Source organism: Bacteroides pyogenes DSM 20611 = JCM 6294, from assembly GCF_000428105.1.
Taxonomy (GTDB): domain Bacteria; phylum Bacteroidota; class Bacteroidia; order Bacteroidales; family Bacteroidaceae; genus Bacteroides; species Bacteroides pyogenes.
This window is the reverse complement of record NZ_ATZH01000011.1, coordinates 1-18,618: the sequence shown is the minus strand read 5'-3', so window position 1 is coordinate 18,618 and position 18,618 is coordinate 1. Positions and strand designations below refer to the sequence as shown.

Genomic DNA, 18,618 nt, shown 5'->3' with positions numbered 1-18,618 from the left:
TAATCTTCGGAAAGCGATTCTATCTCCTTTCTGTATCGTATATAATTCCGAATGTTATTCAATCTGTTATATCGCTGTTTTACAATGAAATATGCATTGCAACATAAATACTCTGTTGAAATAAAGCTCTGCTTGAATAAAGTTGAATCAGTTGTCCGAACGCACTCTGTCGGGCAACTGATTTTTTTCTTCCGAATGATCGGGAAACAGAAGAATTTTATTTTTTCCTTTCGTCTTTATATCAGTAAATAAATGTTTTTTGTAACTTTGCACCCTTAAAAATGGGATATTCCTAAAACGGTAATTGTAAAATAGTTAAATAGATAAATAAACTCATGGGTAAGAGATTTACTGAGTATTCGCAGTTTGACCTCTCTCAGGTGAACAAAGAGGTATTGAAGAAATGGGACGAGAACCATGTTTTCGCCAAAAGTATGACAGAACGTGAAGGCTGTCCTTCGTTTGTTTTTTTCGAAGGACCCCCCTCGGCAAACGGTATGCCGGGTATTCACCACGTAATGGCTCGTACCATTAAAGATATCTTTTGCCGTTACAAAACGATGAAAGGATACCAGGTAAAGCGTAAAGCCGGTTGGGATACGCATGGTCTTCCTGTGGAGTTGGGCGTGGAAAAAGCGTTGGGCATTACGAAAGAGGATATCGGAAAAAAGATTTCCGTTGCCGAATATAATGCCGCCTGCCGCAAGGAGGTGATGAAGTACACCAAAGAGTGGGAAGATCTGACACATAAAATGGGGTATTGGGTGGATATGCAGCATCCTTACATCACCTACGACAACCGTTATATCGAAACCTTGTGGTGGCTGCTGAAACAGCTCTACAAGAAAGGTTTGCTATACAAGGGATATACCATTCAGCCTTACTCGCCGGCTGCGGGAACAGGCCTGAGCTCTCATGAGTTGAACCAGCCCGGATGCTATCGCGATGTAAAAGATACCACTGTTGTCGCTCAGTTTAAGATAAAAAATCCCAAAGCGGAAATGGCCGGATGGGGAACTCCTTATTTTATCGCCTGGACTACGACTCCGTGGACGCTGCCCTCGAATACGGCACTCTGCGTAGGACCGAAAATCGATTACGTTGCCGTGCAGTCGTACAATGCCTATACAGGCGATCCCATCACCGTGATTCTGGCAAAAGCGTTGCTGAACGCGCACTTCAATCCGAAGGCTGCCGAGCTGAAGCTCGAAGATTATAAAGCGGGAGACAAGCTCGTACCTTTCAGAGTAATAGCCGAATATAAAGGTACCGACCTTATCGGCATGGAATACGAACAGTTGATTCCATGGGTGAAGCCGGTAGAAGTATCCGAAGAAGGAAACTGGACGAGAAGCGATAACGGTTTCCGTGTCATTCCCGGCGATTATGTAACGACGGAAGACGGTACGGGTATCGTACACATCGCGCCTACTTTCGGTGCCGACGACGCCAATGTGGCACGTGCGGCAGGCATCCCTTCTCTTTTCATGATTAATAAAAAAGGGGAGACCCGCCCGATGGTGGATCTCACCGGCAAATTCTATACTCTCGATGAACTGGACGAAACATTCGTCAAAGAATGTATAGATGCAGACAAATATAAGGAATATCAGGGAGCATGGGTGAAGAACGCTTACGATCCTCAGTTTACCGTCGACGGAAAGTACGACGAGAACGCGGCGCAGGCGGCGGAGTCGCTGGATATCGCCCTTGTCATGATGATGAAGATGAGCAATCTGGCTTTCAAGATCGAAAAGCATGTTCACAATTATCCGCATTGCTGGCGTACGGACAAACCGATACTTTATTATCCGCTCGACAGCTGGTTTATCCGTTCCACTGCTTGCAGGGAAAGGATGATGGAACTGAATAAGACCATCAACTGGAAACCGGAATCTACCGGAACCGGACGTTTCGGCAAATGGCTGGAGAATCTGAACGACTGGAACCTGAGCCGTTCGCGTTATTGGGGAACGCCGCTTCCTATCTGGCGCACAGAAGATCATTCGGACGAAAAATGTATCGAGTCTGTAGAAGAACTTTATAACGAAATAGAGAAATCGGTGGCTGCCGGATTCATGAAGTCGAATCCGTACAAGGAAAAAGGTTTCGTGCCGGGCGAATACACCGAAGCGAACTATGACAAGATCGACCTTCACCGTCCGTATGTCGACGATATTATTCTCGTTTCTAAAGATGGCCGCCCCATGAAGCGCGAATCCGACCTTATCGACGTTTGGTTCGATTCGGGTTCCATGCCTTACGCTCAAATCCATTATCCGTTCGAAAACAAAGAGTTGTTGGACAACCGCCAGGTATATCCCGCCGACTTCATTGCCGAAGGAGTGGACCAGACACGCGGTTGGTTCTTTACTTTGCATGCCATTGCGACCATGGTTTTCGACAGTGTTTCGTATAAAGCGGTTATTTCCAACGGACTGGTGCTCGACAAGAATGGAAACAAAATGTCGAAGCGCTTGGGCAATGCGGTCGATCCGTTCGCCACTATCGAGAAATACGGTTCCGACCCGTTGCGTTGGTACATGATTACCAATGCTTCCCCGTGGGATAACCTGAAGTTCGATGTGGAGGGAGTAGAGGAGGTCCGCCGCAAATTCTTCGGAACACTGTACAATACATATTCGTTCTTCGCGCTTTACGCCAATGTAGACGGATTCGAATATAAAGAAGCGGATGTGCCGATGGAAGAGCGTCCGGAAATCGACCGCTGGATCTTATCGGTGCTGAATAGCCTGATTAAGGAAGTAGACAACTGCTACAACGAATATGAGCCTACTAAGGCAGGCCGGTTGATTGCCGATTTTGTGAACGACAATTTGTCTAACTGGTACGTGCGTCTCAACCGCAAACGTTTTTGGGGAGGCGAATTCACGCAAGATAAGCTCTCCGCCTATCAGACATTGTATACTTGCCTTGAAACCGTAGCCAAATTGATGGCTCCTATCTCTCCGTTCTATGCCGATCGTCTCTATACCGATTTGATTGCCGCATCCGGCCATGAGCAGGTTGTTTCCGTTCATTTGGCCCAATTCCCGCAATACCGGGAAGAAATGATCAACGGAGAATTGGAAGCCCGTATGAAGATGGCGCAGGATGTCACCTCCATGGTATTGGCTTTGCGCCGTAAAGTCAATATCAAAGTGCGTCAACCGCTGCAATGCATTATGATACCGGCGGTGGATGAAGAGCAAAAAATGCACATCGAGGCAGTGAAAAACCTGATCATGAGCGAGGTGAATGTAAAAGACATTAAGTTTGTTGACGATGCTCAGGGCATTCTGGTGAAGAAAGTGAAGTGCGACTTTAAGAAGATGGGACCCAAATTCGGAAAGCAGATGAAGGCGGTTGCCGCTTCCGTAGCCGAAATGTCTCAGGAAGCCATTGCCCGGTTGGAAAAAGACGGCCGTTACACCTTGTCGTTGGACGGAATGGAAGCGACAATCGAAGCGTCGGATGTGGAAATCATCAGCGAAGATATTCCCGGCTGGTTGGTTGCCAACGAAGGCAAACTGACCGTGGCGCTCGAAGTAGTGGTTACAGAAGAACTTCGCCGTGAAGGCATTGCCCGCGAACTAGTAAATCGTATTCAGAACATACGAAAATCGAGCGGATTCGAGATAACCGACAAGATTAAAATCACAATCTCGAAAAATAAGCAAACAGATGATGCGGTAAATGAATATAATGGCTATATTTGCAACCAAGTTTTAGGCACCTCTCTCGAATTGTCGGACGAAGTAAAAGATGGGGTAGAACTTAGTTTCGATGATTTTTCGTTGTTTGTAGATGTAATGAAAGAATAATACTGAATGAAATATTGATTAACCTTTTAAACCAGTAAAGATATGGCAGAAAAAACCAGATATTCGGATGCGGAGCTCGAGGAGTTCCGTGCCATCATAATGGATAAATTGGAGTTGGCTCAGCGTGATTACGAACAGTTGAAAATGAGCCTGATGGGATTGGATGGCAATGACACCGACGATACCTCTCCCACATATAAGGTGTTGGAAGAAGGAGCCAATACGCTTTCTAAAGAAGAAACGACACGCCTGGCACAACGCCAGTTGAAATTCATCCAAGGATTGCAGGCCGCTTTGGTTCGTATAGAGAATAAAACCTACGGTGTCTGTCGCGAAACGGGAAAACTGATTCCTGCAGAACGTTTGCGCGCTGTTCCTCATGCTACATTGAGCATCGAAGCTAAAAACAGCGGTAAAAGATAACAGATAGCTGAAGGCTACGAGTGACGAGCTACAAGTAGCTGCGCAATATTTACGCACGGCAACTTGTAGCTCGTTGTTTTGCCTGTAGTCCGCAGTTTGTAATTTTGACAATTAAAAATGATGAAGAATTTTTTTACGAAGGGGAGAACGGCCCTGCTCATTATCTTTTCCGTACTGATTATCGACCAGATAATCAAGATTTGGGTTAAAACTCACATGTATTGGCACGAAAGTATCCGAGTGACCGATTGGTTTTATATCTATTTTACCGAGAACAACGGCATGGCTTTCGGTATGGAATTTATCGGAAAGCTCTTTCTGACTACTTTTCGTATTTTTGCCGTCGGACTTATCGGCTGGTATCTTTACAGAATTGTCAAACGAGGATTCAAAACCGGATATATCGTTTGTGTTTCTTTGATTCTGGCGGGCGCTTTGGGAAATATCATCGACAGTGTTTTCTATGGTGTCGTTTTCAATGAAAGTACCCATTCTCAGATAGCCTCTTTCATGCCCCACGACGGGGGATATGCCGGTTGGTTTTACGGGAAAGTGGTAGATATGTTCTATTTCCCGATTATTGAAACCAATTGGCCGGCATGGATGCCGTTTGTGGGAGGAGAGCATTTCATCTTTTTCAGCCCGATTTTCAATTTTGCGGACGCCGCCATCAGTTGCGGCATTATCGCCTTATTGATTTTCTATAGTAAATACCTGAACGAATCTTGTCATTCATCCCGTAGAGATGAAAAAGCGGCTGTAAGCAATGAAAAATAAATTTTGGTTTCATCTGTGTTTCGTTTCGTTTCTTGCGTTTTCTTTAACGGCATGCAAAGTGAAAAGACCCGACAATGTATTGTCGGAGCCGGAAATGGAGAACTTGCTTTATGATTATCATATTGCAAAAGCCATGGGCGATTATCTGCCTTATAACGAAAGCTATAAAAAGGTGTTGTACATTGACGCTGTATTTCAAAAGTACGGCACTACGGAAGCCGTGTTCGACTCTTCCCTTGTCTGGTACACGCGAAATACGGAAGTCCTTTCCAAAATTTATGAGAAAATCAATAAACGGATGAAAGCCAATCAGGATGAAATAAATCATCTGATTGCGCTACGCGACAAAAAGCCGAAGATGAGCGAGCCGGGGGATAGTATAGATGTATGGCCTTGGAGGCGGATGTTGCGGCTGACCGGCAAAAAGTTGAATAATTATTATACGTTCGTGTTGCCGGGCGACTCGAATTACAAAGACCGCGACACATTGGTTTGGGAGGCACGGTATCATTTCCTGCATACGATGCCTGCGGACTCGACCGGAGGGGCTGCCATGGCGATGCAGATCGTATACGACAAAGATACGATCAGCCGTTTGGAACATATAGATGGCCCGGGTGTTTACCGGATACGTCTGTTTGCCGATACTTTGGGTACGATAAGAGAAGTGAAAGGTTTTATTTATTATGCATCGAACGATTCGTTGCAAGGAGGAACGCTGTTGGCGGACCGGTTCAGCCTTCTTCGCTATCATTGTACGGACACGTTTTCCATCGCTGCGAGAGACTCGGTGAATAAGGCGGAAAAACTGAAAACCGACTCGTTGAAGCAGCAACCTTCTGCGCAACCCTCCGATTCTTTGCAGCAAGCCGAGCCTAAAGAAACTCCCATACGTTTGTCTCCCGAAGAAATGAACCGCAGACGCACAGGCGTTCGTCCCGAAAAAAGGCAGGAACAGATAGAAGTGGAGCGCCATATTCAGGAAGAGCAGGAACAGCAAAGAAAGGAGCGGGAAATAAATCAACGCAGAATCCACCAACAGAGATCTCAAACGCGTCGCTGATTCCTCATTATGAAACATTTTGCTTCCCATTATCTTTATTTGCCCGGTACAGGGTTCCTGAAACAGCAAGTCATAACCGTTTCCGACGAAGGGTTCGTGGAAGCGATAGCTCCATTGACGCATGAAGTAGAGTCGGTGGAATGGATTCCGGGAGTGATTGCCTTGTTTTCCGCAGAACAATTGGAGGCTTTGAAAAAAAACACGGCGGGCTTTGAAAAAAAGGCGGCGGGCTTTGAAAAAAAGGCGGCGGGCTTTGAAAAAAAGGCGGCGGGCTTTGAAAAAAAGGCGGCGGGCTTTGCTCACAACCATCAAGATGGTTGCGAGCAGTCATCCCGACACTTTCAGGCAACGATAAAAGCCTTGAAAGAAGAAAGCATATTCTTGTACCCTTGCGTATTTTATCCTTTCGATTTTACTTCCATGCAGCCTGTCGCCGGAACTCGGCACAAATTACTGCGGTAGCGATGGCTACATTGAGCGATTCGGATGTTTCTTGCCCTTCCGGATAGTTGGGTATATAGAGGCGGCGGTTAATCAATTCTCCGGTTTCCTTTCCTATCCCGTTCCCTTCGTTTCCCATCACAATCAGTCCATGAGCGGATAAAGGCTGTTGGTATATGTTCTTTCCATCCAGAAAAGTTCCGAATACGGGAACGTCTCCTAATGAACGGATAAACTCGGGGAGTGAAGTGTAGTGTACCTTTACTCGTGCGATTGCCCCCATGGTTGCCTGAATCGTCTTGGGGTTATACACATCCACCGTGTTTGCCGAGCAAATGACGTGCTCGATACCGAACCAATCGGCAATCCGGATGATTGTTCCCAAGTTGCCCGGATCCTGAATATCGTCTAAAGCCAGACAAAGCGAACGGCGGACGAATCGATCGCTTAATTCATATACCGGTTGCTCGAATACGGCAAGTACCTCTTGCGGTGTCTTTAAAAGGCTGGCGCGGGAAAGTTCTTCCGAAGAAATTTCGATCAGTTCATCGGCAGAGACGTTTGTGTGCTTTCGGAACCATGAAGAAGTAGCGGCTAAAAAGCGACAGTGGAAATGTCCGAGCAGATCGCCTACGAGCTTAGGCCCTTCCGCCAAAAAAACACGCTCTTCTTTTCGTACTTTCTTTACTTCCAGCGAACGGATATATTTGATTTTGTTTTTGCTTAATGTGCCCATTCTGTCATACTTTACGGCAAAGCTATAAAGATATTTGCAATCCGTCTTTACTTTTCTGTTTTTATTTGTCTGATTTTCTTATTTTTCTTCTTTTCAAAGTTTTTATCCTGTTATTTTTTGCATCTGGAAATATCAATTATCTTTGTATGCATTAAATTTTCCATCGTATTGGATGGCAACCGCATATGAAGGAACGTATTCGTAAACTCTTGACTTTAACTATTCTTTTTTCACTGGCTTCGTGTTCCTCCACCAAGTTTGTGCCGGAAGGTTCATATCTGCTCGACGAAGTGCGTATCCGTACGGACAATAAAGATGTGCGCCCTTCTTCTTTGCGCATGTATGTGCGGCAGAATCCGAATTCGAAATGGTTCAGCCTTATTAAAACCCAACTCTATATTTATAACCTTTCGGGGCGGGACTCTACGAAATGGAACCGTTTTCTGCGTAGAATCGGCGACGCGCCGGTGATTTACAACGAAGAAGAAGCGCAACGCTCGCAGGAGGAAATAGCGAAAGCGGTTCATAACATGGGATACATGGCCGCCACAGTGGAGCGTTCCACAAAAATCAAGAAGAAAAAGATCAAGCAGTACTTCGATGTGACAGTAGGGAAACCTTATACGGTGAATTCTGTCAAATACGATATACAAGATGCTAAGATAGCCGGTCTTTTAAAACCGGATTCGGCGAACAGCCTGCTGAAAAGAGGGATGAATCTGGACGTGAACGTCTTGGATGAAGAACGCCAGCGAATTACCGGCTATTTGTTGCGAAACAGTTACTATAAGTTCAATAAGGATTATATTGCCTATACGGCCGATACCGTTCGAGGTACTTATCTGGTGGATTTGACGTTACATTTGCAAGGATTCAAAGCGAGTCTCGTCGATTCGATGCAGCCTCATAAACAGTACCGGATTGGCAAGGTTCATTTTATTACCGATTATGATGTATTGCAGTCTTTGTCAAGCAGTATGAACATCAACGACTCGGTAGATTATAAAGGATATCCCATCTATTACCAGAATAAACTTTATTTGCGTCCCAAGGTGCTTGTCGATAATCTGCGCTTTGCGCCGGGCGATATGTATAACGAGTCGCATGTGCAACAAACTTATTCCAACTTCGGTCGTCTTTCCGCTTTGAAATATACCAATATCCGTTTTCTCGAAACCTCGGCAAAAGATACCGCAGACTTGAATTGCTATGTGATGCTGACTAAAAGCAAGCATAGATCCGTTACTTTTGAAGTAGAAGGAACCAATTCTGCCGGAGATTTGGGAGCGGCCGCTTCTGTTTCGTTTCAAAACCGGAATATCTTTCGCGGTTCGGAGACTTTTATGATTAAATTCAGAGGAGCTTATGAAGTGATATCCGGACTTCAGCCCGGATATTCCAAGAATAATTACACGGAATATGGAGTGGAAACCGGCATTAATTTCCCAAATTTCCTGTTCCCTTTTCTTTCATCGGATTATAAACGCAGAATCAGAGCCACTACCGAAGTGGGGTTACAGTATAATTATCAGATACGCCCCGAATTCTCGCGCACGATGGCTTCGGCCTTTTGGAGTTATAAATGGAGCCGGCGGCAGAAAATTCAGCATCGGTTCGACCTGATAAACATAGGTTTCCTGTATCTGCCTTGGATTTCCGGAAAATTCAAAGAAGTCTATATTGACAAGAATGATCTTTTCAGATACAGCTATCAGGATCGCCTGATTATTAATATGGGATATAACTATTACTATAGCAGTGTGGGGCGTTCTATCTTGAACAACACAATAGCTTCCGACTCTTATTCCATACGTTTCAATCTGGAATCGGCGGGAAATATTATGTATGCTCTGTCGAAAGCGACTCATATCCGTAAGAACAGCGATGGAGAATATGCTATTTTAGGAATTCCTTACGCCCAATATATGAAGGGAGAATTCGATTTTTCAAAAAATATAAGAATCGATCATAGAAACTGGTTCGCTTTTCATGTAGGACTTGGGGTAGCGGTTCCTTACGGAAACGCAAAAACCATACCGTTTGAGAAACAATATTTTTCGGGCGGGGCAAATAGTGTACGGGGATGGGGGGTACGTACGTTGGGACCGGGCTCGTTTTTCAAAGAGTCGGAAGAGAGGAACAGTTTGCTCGAGCGCTCGGGAGACATTAAACTGGATGCCAGCATCGAATACCGGAGCCGTTTGTTTTGGAAATTTCAGGGAGCTGCGTTTGTGGATGCGGGAAATATCTGGACCATTCGCAATTACGACAGTCAGCCCGGAGGCGTATTTAAATTCAATAAGTTTTATAAGCAAATTGCTGTAGCCTACGGTTTGGGACTTCGACTGGATCTGGATTTCTTTATTCTCCGTTTCGATGGAGGAATGAAAGCGATTAATCCTGTTTATGAAAGCGGTAAAGATCGTTACCCTTTTACTTCACCCAAGTTCAGCCGCGATTTTGCTTTCCACTTTGCCGTGGGATATCCTTTCTGATAGAAATAAAAGCGCAGATTTACACACATCGCTTGCATGAATTCGTACATGCGGTTCGTGTAAATCTGCGCTTCAGTATTGTCTTGATAGAAGCATACAGCCTTTTCGACGAGAAAGCTTGTGTTGCTTCTTACCAATGATTCTTTATCGGGCAGCGAACATCTGATTGCTCATCACAGCCTGACGGGCAGCCATCATTCCTTGATTGTCAAGCGTCACATTCATCTTTTCTCCGTTGGGCAGGAATAAATCGGCTGTTCCGTTGTTGTTCATCTTCAAAAGTTCGGTCTTTTCTCCGTTGGCTTCCACATTCCATGTATTGTTTTCCTGATCGTAAATGAGATCCATCGAAGCGCTTTCGCCTTCTTTTGTAATGGAATATCCGTTTTCAAGCGTTGTTACCAGATAATTGCTCCCGTCTTCGCCTTTAACTTTTTTCACGTCACCTACGCTCGCCATGGGGTTGGAACCTGTCCAGAACTCGATTGAGTTGATAACCAACATATCTGCCAAAGCTGCAACACCATATACGGGCACAATGTTAAAAGCCAAAAAAACAAGTTCGTTTACAAATTTATTTCCCAAAGTCCGATTCCATGAACTCAAGCGGTTGAACAACCCGAATGATCCTACGCAAGAACTTAGCAGTATGCTTCCGCTCAGCACGAATGCCACTAACGTTAGTTTATTCTTTCTCATAGCTAAAAAGTTTTTAATGAATAAAATAAAAATGTTTTTCTCTGAATACATGCAAATATAGTCTTTTTTCGACTTATTAAAGCAATTGTTCTATTTTCTTTGCTTTTGTGTAATTGCTGTTCCGATAAAAGAATCGATTGAAAATTTACCGGGGCCGGCAATATACATTAATATAAAGATGAATAGATATACCAATGCTAATTCTTTTACTGCAAACGGATCATCGGCATGAATCACGAAAAAAGCCATTGCCATCGTGAAAATCATGGGAATCATGGCTAAGCGATATAAAATGCCAATGATAAATCCGATGGAACATATCAGCTCGCCAAAGATGGCTAACCCTAATGAGACCGAACTTCCTACTCCCAAAGGATCGGGGAAAGAAGCGGATAGATTTTCGAAATTATTCCATTTGGCTACTCCATGAAATAAAAATAACAAACCGAAAACGATTCGGGCTGTCAACAGCAAAAAAGAAATGTTGTTTTGATTGGGCTTTGTCGGAAATAATAATTTATAAATCATAAATTTCTATTTTTAGATTATCTACGTCTAAATAAACACGAAATTTATTAGAATTGTTCGTATTCCCCACAAAAAAGGATTACTTCATCTCTTCGTCCGATGGCTTGCAGTCTCCCTTATCTCGCAAGCAATTGCGGAAAAACCTTATTTGAGTTCAAAGAACAAAAAATAAAAAACGATATCTAAAAAGAAAACCACCGTTTCTTTTTCTTTTGCACCGGCTTCTCTATGGATTGCAGGTTGTACATATCCGCAAATGTTTTTCTGCCTTTTATCATTTCGTAGATAACGCCCCAATCCGGAAGCCCGCCCAGATTTCGATCGTCAATGAACATATCGGCTTTCAATTTACGGGAAAATCCTTGATGATTGCGTTCTTCTTCCGGATAATCTTTGTTTACTGCATAAAATTCCAGTCCCCGACTTTTGCACCATTCTACCGCTTCATCCAATAACGCCCCTTCGCGTACACTCCACAAAATTAAACGATGTTTTTCTTGTTGCAATAATTTTAATGTGTCGATTGCAAATGGAATTTCTTCACCGATATGCGGATAACGATGTTCTACGATGGTTCCGTCAAAATCAACTGCTATGATCATAATATATTAAAAAATGTAATTGTCGGCAAAGATACGGACAGTACGTCAAAAAAATGTATCTTTGCGCCAAATTAACATTTTAACAAACCGTAAAATATGAACAATTCTCCTCAGCGCACAGCCGGAGGCTTCTCAAGAGCTTTTTGGGTGAGCAACACAGTCGAACTGTTTGAACGTATGGCATATTATGCCATTTTTATCGTTCTCACCATCTATCTGTCTACAATTTTAGGTTTTAATGATTTTGAAGCCAGTATGATTTCCGGTCTCTTTTCGGGAGGACTCTATTTGCTTCCTATCTTTTCCGGAGCTTACGCCGACAAGATAGGTTTCCGGAAATCTATGATTATAGCTTTTTCGTTATTGTCTGTAGGCTATCTGGGCTTGGCAGCATTGCCCACTTTGCTGGAAGCCACAGGATTGGTGACTTACGGGGCGACAACACGTTTCAACGGATTGCCCGACAGCACCCTTCGATGGATGATTGTTCCGGTGCTGACAGTTCTTATGATAGGCGGTTCGTTTATCAAATCGATTATTTCGGCGTCTGTTGCCAAAGAAACAACCGAAGCCACTCGCGCTCGCGGATATTCGATTTTTTACATGATGGTAAACATTGGCGCTTTTACAGGAAAGACGATTATAGATCCTTTGAGAAATGTGATAGGAGAAAAAGCCTATATCTATATTAATTACTTTTCGGGTAGCATGACGCTTATTGCTTTGCTGGCAGTATTTTTTTTATATAAATCTGCTCACACAGCCGGCGAAGGAAAAAGCCTGCGTGAAATAGGGCAGGGGTTTGTACGTATTCTTACCAATTGGCGTCTCTTGATTCTTATTCTGATTGTTACAGGATTCTGGATGGTACAACAACAATTATACGCTACGATGCCTAAATACGTAATCCGAATGGCCGGTGAAACAGCCAAACCGGGTTGGATTGCCAATGTAAATCCTTTTGTCGTTGTATGTTGTGTGAGTTTCGTTACGCGTTTGATGGCGAAGCGAAGCGCTATTACTTCGATGAATGTAGGTATGTTCCTGATTCCGGTATCCGCTTTGCTTATGGCTTGCGGAAACTTGCTCGGCAATGACCTCATTGCGGGGATGAGTAATATCACTTTGATGATGATTGCAGGAATTGTGGTGCAGGCTCTTGCCGAATGTTTTATTTCTCCACGCTATTTAGAGTATTTCTCTTTGCAAGCCCCCGAGGGAGAAGAAGGCATGTATTTGGGCTTTAGTCATTTGCATTCGTTTTTATCATCGGTGTTTGGTTTTGGGATAGCAGGAGTATTGTTGACTAAATATTGTCCCGATCCTGTTTTGTTCGAATCTCACGAAGCATGGAAAGAAGCGAGTGTAAATGCGCATTACATATGGTATTACTTTGCTGCCATCGGATTGATAGCTGCAATAGCCTTGCTGGCGTTTGCAAAAATCACCGAATCTATAGATAAAAAGAAAGAACTTTCTCAGTAAGGTCTCTTCTTTTTTATGTATATTTGCCGTCACTTTGTCGTAAAAGCTGACGGCATTTTGTATTTTAACAGAAAAGGTATGAAAGTAAAATTTATAAGCCTGGCAAGTGGCAGTAGCGGTAACTGCTACTATCTGGGCACTGAGAATAACGGAATACTGATTGATGCCGGAATAGGTATCAGAACTATAAAAAAAACGCTGAAAGAACATAACATCCCGATGGAAAGCATATGTGGCGTATTTATTACACATGACCACGCGGACCATATAAAAGCGGTAGGGCATTTGGGTGAAAAAATGCATATTCCGGTATATACTACCGCACGTATTCATGCAGGGATTAATCGCAGTTATTGCATGACGGAAAAGCTTAGCTCCTCAATCAGGTATATGGAAAAAGGTGAGCCTATGATGCTCGATGATTTCCGGCTGGAATCTTTTGAAGTGCCGCATGATGGAACGGATAATGTAGGATACTGTGTCGAAGTGGGTGATAAAGTGTTTTCTTTTTTAACCGATCTCGGTGAGATTACGCCTATAGCGGCGCATTATATCTGTAAAGCCAACTACCTGATTCTGGAAGCGAACTATGACGAAGAGATGTTGATGATGGGGCCTTATCCGAAATATCTGAAAGAACGAATTGTAAGTAAAACCGGACATATGAGCAATGCGGATACCGCAGAATTTCTTGCGGAGCATATTACTGAAAAGCTGCGCTATATATGGTTATGCCATTTGAGTAAAGACAATAATCATCCGGAATTAGCATATAAAACCGTAGAGTGGAAATTGAAAAATAAAGGTGTTGTTGTTGGGAAAGATGTGCAATTGCTTGCCTTAAAGCGAAATACACCTTCTGAACTTTATGTGTTCGAATAATCGAAGAAAAAAGTTGTTGAAAAAGCTGTCCGATTGTTTGGCTAAATAAAATAAAAGGACTACTTTTGCAACCGCAAACGAAAGAATTGACGCACTCTTAGCTCAGTTGGTAGAGCAACTGACTCTTAATCAGTGGGTCCAGGGTTCGAATCCCTGAGGGTGTACAATTTTGAGATTGCAGCAATGATTATGTCGCACTCTTAGCTCAGTTGGTAGAGCAACTGACTCTTAATCAGTGGGTCCAGGGTTCGAATCCCTGAGGGTGTACTTTGAAAGCGGTCGTCTTCCGATCGCCTTTTTATTTTCATCGGATTGCGGTTTTGGATAATTTGAGATTATATGTAAAGTCGGTGCTTATGCGGGGATCCCGAAACATGTATTTTTGAATTTCGGTTATTAGGTTTCGGATAGGGTTTAGAAGAGCATAGAGAAAACGTTTTCTTATACGGGATATATATAAGGAAGAAGTACCCCGTTTTTTTTATATTGATGTGCGACTCAGGTCGGTGAGCGGAAAAAGGAAACAGCCTAAGCATACGTAATTGTCGTAAACTTGGGCTGTTTCTTAATGCTTCTCTCTTGGAGACTTTTTTAATTCTCTCTTGTGATCGCGACAGGATTCAAACCTGTAACCGGCTGATCCGTAGTCAGCTACTCTATTCAGTTGAGCTACGCGACCAATGAATGAAATAAAAGTGACCGCGACAGGATTCAAACCTGTAACCGGCTGATCCGTAGTCAGCTACTCTATTCAGTTGAGCTACGCGGCCATTTTGTTAATTCAAATAAAAGTGATCGCGACAGGATTCAAACCTGTAACCGGCTGATCCGTAGTCAGCTACTCTATTCAGTTGAGCTACGCGACCGATTATTTGTTTAACGGGTGCAAAGATACGGCTTTTTCCTGAATTAGCAAGCTTTTCAGCGACTTTTTGATTAAAATAATTATTCGATAAAACGATAATTGAATAGTTGCCAGCCTATGCTTAATCCCACGTTCCATTCTCTTTTCGGTGAGCTATAATGATTTACATACATGGAAATAGATCCGAATGGGAGTTGACAGACGAAGGAAGTTTCTCCTAAATATTCGAATTTTGAGAAAGTTTTTCCATACTGTGCTTTATTCAGGAAATTTCTTTCGATGGGATAAATGGGCATAAAGCCATAGAATTCTCCACGCAGGTGAAACATTTGATTGATTCGATATATGGGACGAATACCGGCTCCCACGAATTGATTAGCCCTGAAAGCGTTATTATAGTTAATTTGGCTATGTTGCGTGGGAGCGAATTCGCAGGCCTGCATCATTGTTGCCATATAATTTTCCGAGAAGTTTTTCGAAGCGTACAAAGCTTTAAAATACCAGCCTAAGGTCCAATGTTCGCCCATATTGTGGTAGGCTTCTTTCATATATGATAATTGCAGCCACGAATGCCTTTCTTTGTAATTCTTATTTTCATCCGCATGGCTTCCGGAATGAAAATATTCTCTTCCGGTGAAAACTTGTGCAATAAGCGCTTCACGATACCCCTGAGTGGGATATTGACGTGCGTTTAGTGTACTTCCATTGAAACTGATGAGTCCGCCTATCAGATCGTAGCGGCTTCTGTCATACTTGTCTTCTTCGAAATTGATGATATTTTTTTGAAAGTATTTGTCTTCGATTCTGCCGATTCCTATACCCAATTCCACACGTTTGTTGGATAGAAAAGGCAAAGCCGCTTGAATTCTCAAAAAGCGTTCATCCTTTTGGTTCAACGCAGGCTTGTCATTTCTCGAAAACAGTTTATCTTTCTTAAAATAGTCGAAAGTGGTAATAGACGCAATTAAGCGATATGAGGTGGGTATGGTGGTGGCAAAATTCACCTTTGTCATAAATTGCAGGTTGTTGTATACCTTTCCTATCTGACCATCTAAAAGAAATTCTTTTGCATAATAGTTTAAATTCTGATAACTCACTCCCATGTAAATCTGGTTTGAATTGGATGTGGAGATATTGCCTCCCAACCGCACCGAAAAGTTGCTTTCCATTTTCACTTTCAAATGGAGATCATAAGTATCGTCTTCCGGATTATATACAGCATGAGGGATGATTTCGGAGATCATGTTGTCTGAAAGCAACCTGAAATAGCCTCGCTTCAAGTCTTCATAAGTGAATTCCGTGTTAGCCGATCGGTGAAATTCTCTCTTGATATAAATTTGTTGTTGAGCATTGGCCCCGTCAATAATTATATTTTTAAAACGCAGTTCAGGATAATTGCTGCGATACACCATTCTTCTTAAACGTATATTATCTATATTCACACGTCGATGGATACGGCTTTTAATAGAATCCATCATGCCGATGGTCCGGATATATCCGCTATCACAGAGTTCGTCTATGCGTTGAAAATCCATTAAATTCACATTGTCATATTTAAATGTAAGCAAGACACCTGTCGAATCGGGGATGGAATAGTCGGTTCTTTGCATTACCATGTTCTCTATCTGACTCATAAGATCGTTTTCTTTCGGCTTGGTCGGGTTGGCAGATACAACACTTCCTATGATGATATCCGGATGAAAATCCTCTCTCATTACATCTGTAGGAAAATTATTGTAAATACCTCCGTCATATGCGAGCACATTACCTATCTCGATAGGTTTGAACATGAAAGGAAAACTCATGGAAGCTCTTACGGCATCTCCTAAATCTCCGTTTTTCATAATCAGTTGTTTTTTATTGTACACATCGGAGGCGATGCACCGAAAGGGAACGAAAAGTTTGTCAAAGTCGCCTTTGCAAGCAGCTGTAGCGCGCGCGTATAAATCGACAAAAACCAGATTCATTTGTATGGGGTCGACCACACTTGCCGGAAGGAATTGAGGTTTAAAAGCATTTAATGAGTCTTTAAAAGAGAATCGTATATTGAAAAAATCCGGTGTGGGAAGATCTTTCTTAAAATGGTACATATATTTGTCTTCTATCTCACCGGAATACCATCGCTTGAACTCTTCCGACTTCAACAAATCGCTCATTTCGTCCGTCGTATACCCCATGGCATACAGAGAACCCACGATGGCTCCCATGGAAGTGCCTGTAATATAATCGATCGGAATATTATTTTCTTCCAAAGCACGAATGACACCTATATGTGTAAGTCCTTTGGCTCCACCGCCGCTTAACACAAGCCCCACTTTTTGTGCCAATGCAGCAGGTATACATAAATATAAAGCGATAAATACAAAAAGAATTTTTCTCATATCCTGGACTAAGCTTTTATCCCTCATTCATTCAGACTTCAAAGATACATGATAATTTCTTAGAATCTTCTCCGAGACCGTTTTTTTACTTTAATAGCCTCTGTTTTCAGAGCTGTTTCAGTATGGAAACCCGGTAAATTCAAGGTGTATAAAGATAGTGTCTTTTGTACAATTTCTAACTAGAACAGTGTGGAAAAACAAATATAAAAAAATAAAAACAGGATTATGTTTCGTAATAAAACCATTTTTACCATTTAAAAATTACCGATTTTACGAATAATATTTATCTTTGCAGTATTATCTTAAGTGGATTGTTTTTATGAACTAATTAAAAATGAAATTATGAACAAAATGAAATTTATGGTTCTGTTTATGAGCCTCGCTATTATTTTGGGCGGTTGTGCCAGTATGAATAATGCTGGTAAGGGTGCAGCCATCGGTGGTGGTTCGGGAGCAGCTTTAGGAGCTATTCTCGGCGGTGTTATTGGTAAAGGTAAAGGTGCAGCTATCGGTGCGGCTGTTGGTACGGCGGTAGGTGCCGGTGCCGGTGCTGCAATTGGACATAAGATGGATAAAAAGGCTGAAGAAGCTGCAAGAATCGAAGGTGCTCAAGTAGAAAAGGTAAAAGATGTCAATGGACTGGACGCTGTAAAAGTATCTTTTAGTTCCGGTATTCTTTTCCCGTTTAACTCTTCTGCATTGAGCAGCAGTTCAAAGAGCGCATTGGCCGAATTTGCTACAGTATTGAAAGAAGATCCGACGATCGACATAGCCGTCCTTGGTCATACCGACAAAGTGGGAACTTACGAAGCCAATCAAAAGGTCTCCAACAACCGCGCATTTGCAGTGCAAAAATATTTGCAACAGTGCGGAGTAGCTCCCTCTCAGTTCAAAGTCGTGCAAGGAATGGGCTATTCACAATACGACGAATCTAAATCAGCAGATCAGAACCGTCGTGTGGAAGTTTATATGTATGCCAGCGAACAAATGATAAAAAATGCACAAACCGCTAATTAAAAAAGCTTTGCGATATGCGCGTAATCTGTTGATCTTCTTTTTTTCTTCTACCATTCTAGCTGTTTGGGTGTACCGATTCGTTCCGGTTTACGTTACTCCTCTTATGGTTATTCGCAGTGTTCAACAGATTATGTCAGGAGATAAGGAGGTGTGTCGTAATGCACGATGCACTTCCTTTTTTGTTCATCGCTATACAAATCGGTTCATTATCTTTAAGCTGCGATATTTTGAAGATTTCTTTGATTTATGTGTTTCCAGCACTTAAATAAAGCGGCAGTAAGCTCATAAAACAGCCTAATTAGCCAATCCATGCCTTCTTTTGTCATTTTTGCACACATCTTTTTTATATTGAAGGCAATGGCCAGGAAGGAAAAGTCCATAAAGACCTTGTCCTTTCCAA

General features: G+C 42.7%; 14 protein-coding genes, 5 tRNA genes and 2 pseudogenes. 12 read left to right on the top strand and 9 right to left on the bottom strand.

Annotation, left to right across the window (positions count from 1 at the left end; all coding sequences use genetic code 11):
• The first annotated feature begins 335 nt into the window (after positions 1-335).
• The 5 genes from ileS (at position 336) to C234_RS0103080 (ending at position 6,549) form a co-directional block, all read left to right on the top strand.
• On the top strand, positions 336-3,824 hold the full coding sequence (gene ileS / locus C234_RS0103100; protein ID WP_027324570.1) for an isoleucine--tRNA ligase: 3,489 nt from the start codon (positions 336-338) through the stop codon (positions 3,822-3,824).
• Positions 3,825-3,866: 42 nt separating this feature from the next.
• Positions 3,867-4,247, top strand: a complete 381-nt coding sequence (locus C234_RS0103095) for a TraR/DksA family transcriptional regulator (RefSeq protein WP_021647013.1) — start codon at positions 3,867-3,869, stop codon at positions 4,245-4,247.
• A gap of 120 nt (positions 4,248-4,367) precedes the next feature.
• Positions 4,368-5,024 (top strand): lipoprotein signal peptidase, encoded by a 657-nt coding sequence (locus C234_RS0103090; protein ID WP_021647014.1) that lies wholly within the window; start codon positions 4,368-4,370, stop codon positions 5,022-5,024.
• Positions 5,014-6,087 carry a DUF4296 domain-containing protein gene (locus tag C234_RS0103085; protein WP_027324569.1) on the top strand — a complete coding sequence of 358 codons (1,074 nt, stop codon included), beginning with the start codon at positions 5,014-5,016 and terminating at the stop codon, positions 6,085-6,087. The genes C234_RS0103090 and C234_RS0103085 overlap by 11 nt, the downstream gene beginning before the upstream one ends.
• A gap of 9 nt (positions 6,088-6,096) precedes the next feature.
• Entirely contained in the window at positions 6,097-6,549 is a 453-nt protein-coding gene (locus C234_RS0103080) for a hypothetical protein (protein WP_027324568.1), read from the top strand.
• On the opposite strand, the gene C234_RS0103075 is transcribed toward C234_RS0103080, so the two are convergent.
• A complete protein-coding gene (locus tag C234_RS0103075; RefSeq protein WP_027324567.1) occupies positions 6,500-7,264 on the bottom strand; it encodes a TrmH family RNA methyltransferase in 765 nt (254 codons plus the stop codon). The two genes, C234_RS0103080 and C234_RS0103075, sit on opposite strands and share 50 nt — an antisense overlap.
• Positions 7,265-7,449: 185 nt before the next feature.
• Here C234_RS0103075 and tamL point away from each other — a divergent pair, with 185 nt between their 5' ends.
• Complete coding sequence (tamL, locus tag C234_RS0103070; RefSeq protein ID WP_027324566.1) at positions 7,450-9,759, top strand: translocation and assembly module lipoprotein TamL; 2,310 nt, start codon at positions 7,450-7,452, stop codon at positions 9,757-9,759.
• Between the two features lie 144 nt (positions 9,760-9,903).
• On the opposite strand, the gene C234_RS0103065 is transcribed toward tamL, so the two are convergent.
• The 3 genes from C234_RS0103065 to C234_RS0103055 all read right to left on the bottom strand — a co-directional run bounded on the left by C234_RS0103065 (position 9,904) and on the right by C234_RS0103055 (position 11,588).
• On the bottom strand, positions 9,904-10,458 hold the full coding sequence (locus tag C234_RS0103065; RefSeq protein ID WP_027324565.1) for a DUF3332 domain-containing protein: 555 nt from the start codon (positions 10,456-10,458) through the stop codon (positions 9,904-9,906).
• Between the two features lie 90 nt (positions 10,459-10,548).
• Positions 10,549-10,986 carry a DoxX family protein gene (locus C234_RS0103060; protein WP_027324564.1) on the bottom strand — a complete coding sequence of 146 codons (438 nt, stop codon included), beginning with the start codon at positions 10,984-10,986 and terminating at the stop codon, positions 10,549-10,551.
• 182 nt (positions 10,987-11,168) lie between these two features.
• The gene (locus C234_RS0103055; protein ID WP_027324563.1) at positions 11,169-11,588 is read right to left on the bottom strand and encodes a BT0820 family HAD-type phosphatase; all 420 of its coding nucleotides are present in this window, start codon (positions 11,586-11,588) and stop codon (positions 11,169-11,171) included.
• A gap of 96 nt (positions 11,589-11,684) precedes the next feature.
• Here C234_RS0103055 and C234_RS0103050 point away from each other — a divergent pair, with 96 nt between their 5' ends.
• The 4 genes from C234_RS0103050 to C234_RS0103035 all read left to right on the top strand — a co-directional run bounded on the left by C234_RS0103050 (position 11,685) and on the right by C234_RS0103035 (position 14,222).
• Entirely contained in the window at positions 11,685-13,073 is a 1,389-nt protein-coding gene (locus tag C234_RS0103050; RefSeq protein ID WP_027324562.1) for an MFS transporter, read from the top strand.
• Between the two features lie 78 nt (positions 13,074-13,151).
• Positions 13,152-13,955, top strand: coding sequence for an MBL fold metallo-hydrolase (locus C234_RS0103045; protein ID WP_027324561.1), 804 nt, complete (start codon positions 13,152-13,154; stop codon positions 13,953-13,955).
• A 91-nt stretch (positions 13,956-14,046) separates the two neighbouring features.
• Positions 14,047-14,119 (top strand) — tRNA-Lys (locus tag C234_RS0103040).
• 30 nt (positions 14,120-14,149) lie between these two features.
• Positions 14,150-14,222: transfer RNA gene (locus C234_RS0103035), tRNA-Lys, on the top strand.
• A gap of 338 nt (positions 14,223-14,560) precedes the next feature.
• Here C234_RS0103035 and C234_RS0103030 read toward each other — a convergent pair.
• The 4 genes from C234_RS0103030 to C234_RS0103015 all read right to left on the bottom strand — a co-directional run bounded on the left by C234_RS0103030 (position 14,561) and on the right by C234_RS0103015 (position 17,201).
• Positions 14,561-14,634: transfer RNA gene (locus C234_RS0103030), tRNA-Arg, on the bottom strand.
• Positions 14,635-14,651: 17 nt separating this feature from the next.
• Positions 14,652-14,725: transfer RNA gene (locus tag C234_RS0103025), tRNA-Arg, on the bottom strand.
• A gap of 22 nt (positions 14,726-14,747) precedes the next feature.
• A tRNA-Arg gene (locus tag C234_RS0103020) sits at positions 14,748-14,821 on the bottom strand.
• Between the two features lie 79 nt (positions 14,822-14,900).
• Positions 14,901-17,201, bottom strand: a complete 2,301-nt coding sequence (locus C234_RS0103015; protein ID WP_027324560.1) for a patatin-like phospholipase family protein — start codon at positions 17,199-17,201, stop codon at positions 14,901-14,903.
• A gap of 342 nt (positions 17,202-17,543) precedes the next feature.
• Between C234_RS0103015 and C234_RS0103010 the strand changes: the two genes are divergently transcribed.
• Both C234_RS0103010 and C234_RS17955 read left to right on the top strand, forming a co-directional pair.
• Complete coding sequence (locus C234_RS0103010) at positions 17,544-18,218, top strand: OmpA family protein (protein ID WP_027324559.1); 675 nt, start codon at positions 17,544-17,546, stop codon at positions 18,216-18,218.
• A pseudogene (locus C234_RS17955) lies at positions 18,199-18,363 on the top strand (monofunctional biosynthetic peptidoglycan transglycosylase); the annotation flags it as partial. The gene C234_RS0103010 and the pseudogene C234_RS17955, both read left to right, overlap by 20 nt.
• A 67-nt stretch (positions 18,364-18,430) precedes the next feature.
• Here the strand turns inward: C234_RS17955 and C234_RS15760 are convergent.
• Positions 18,431-18,618 (bottom strand): annotated as a pseudogene (locus C234_RS15760) (IS1182 family transposase); the annotation flags it as partial.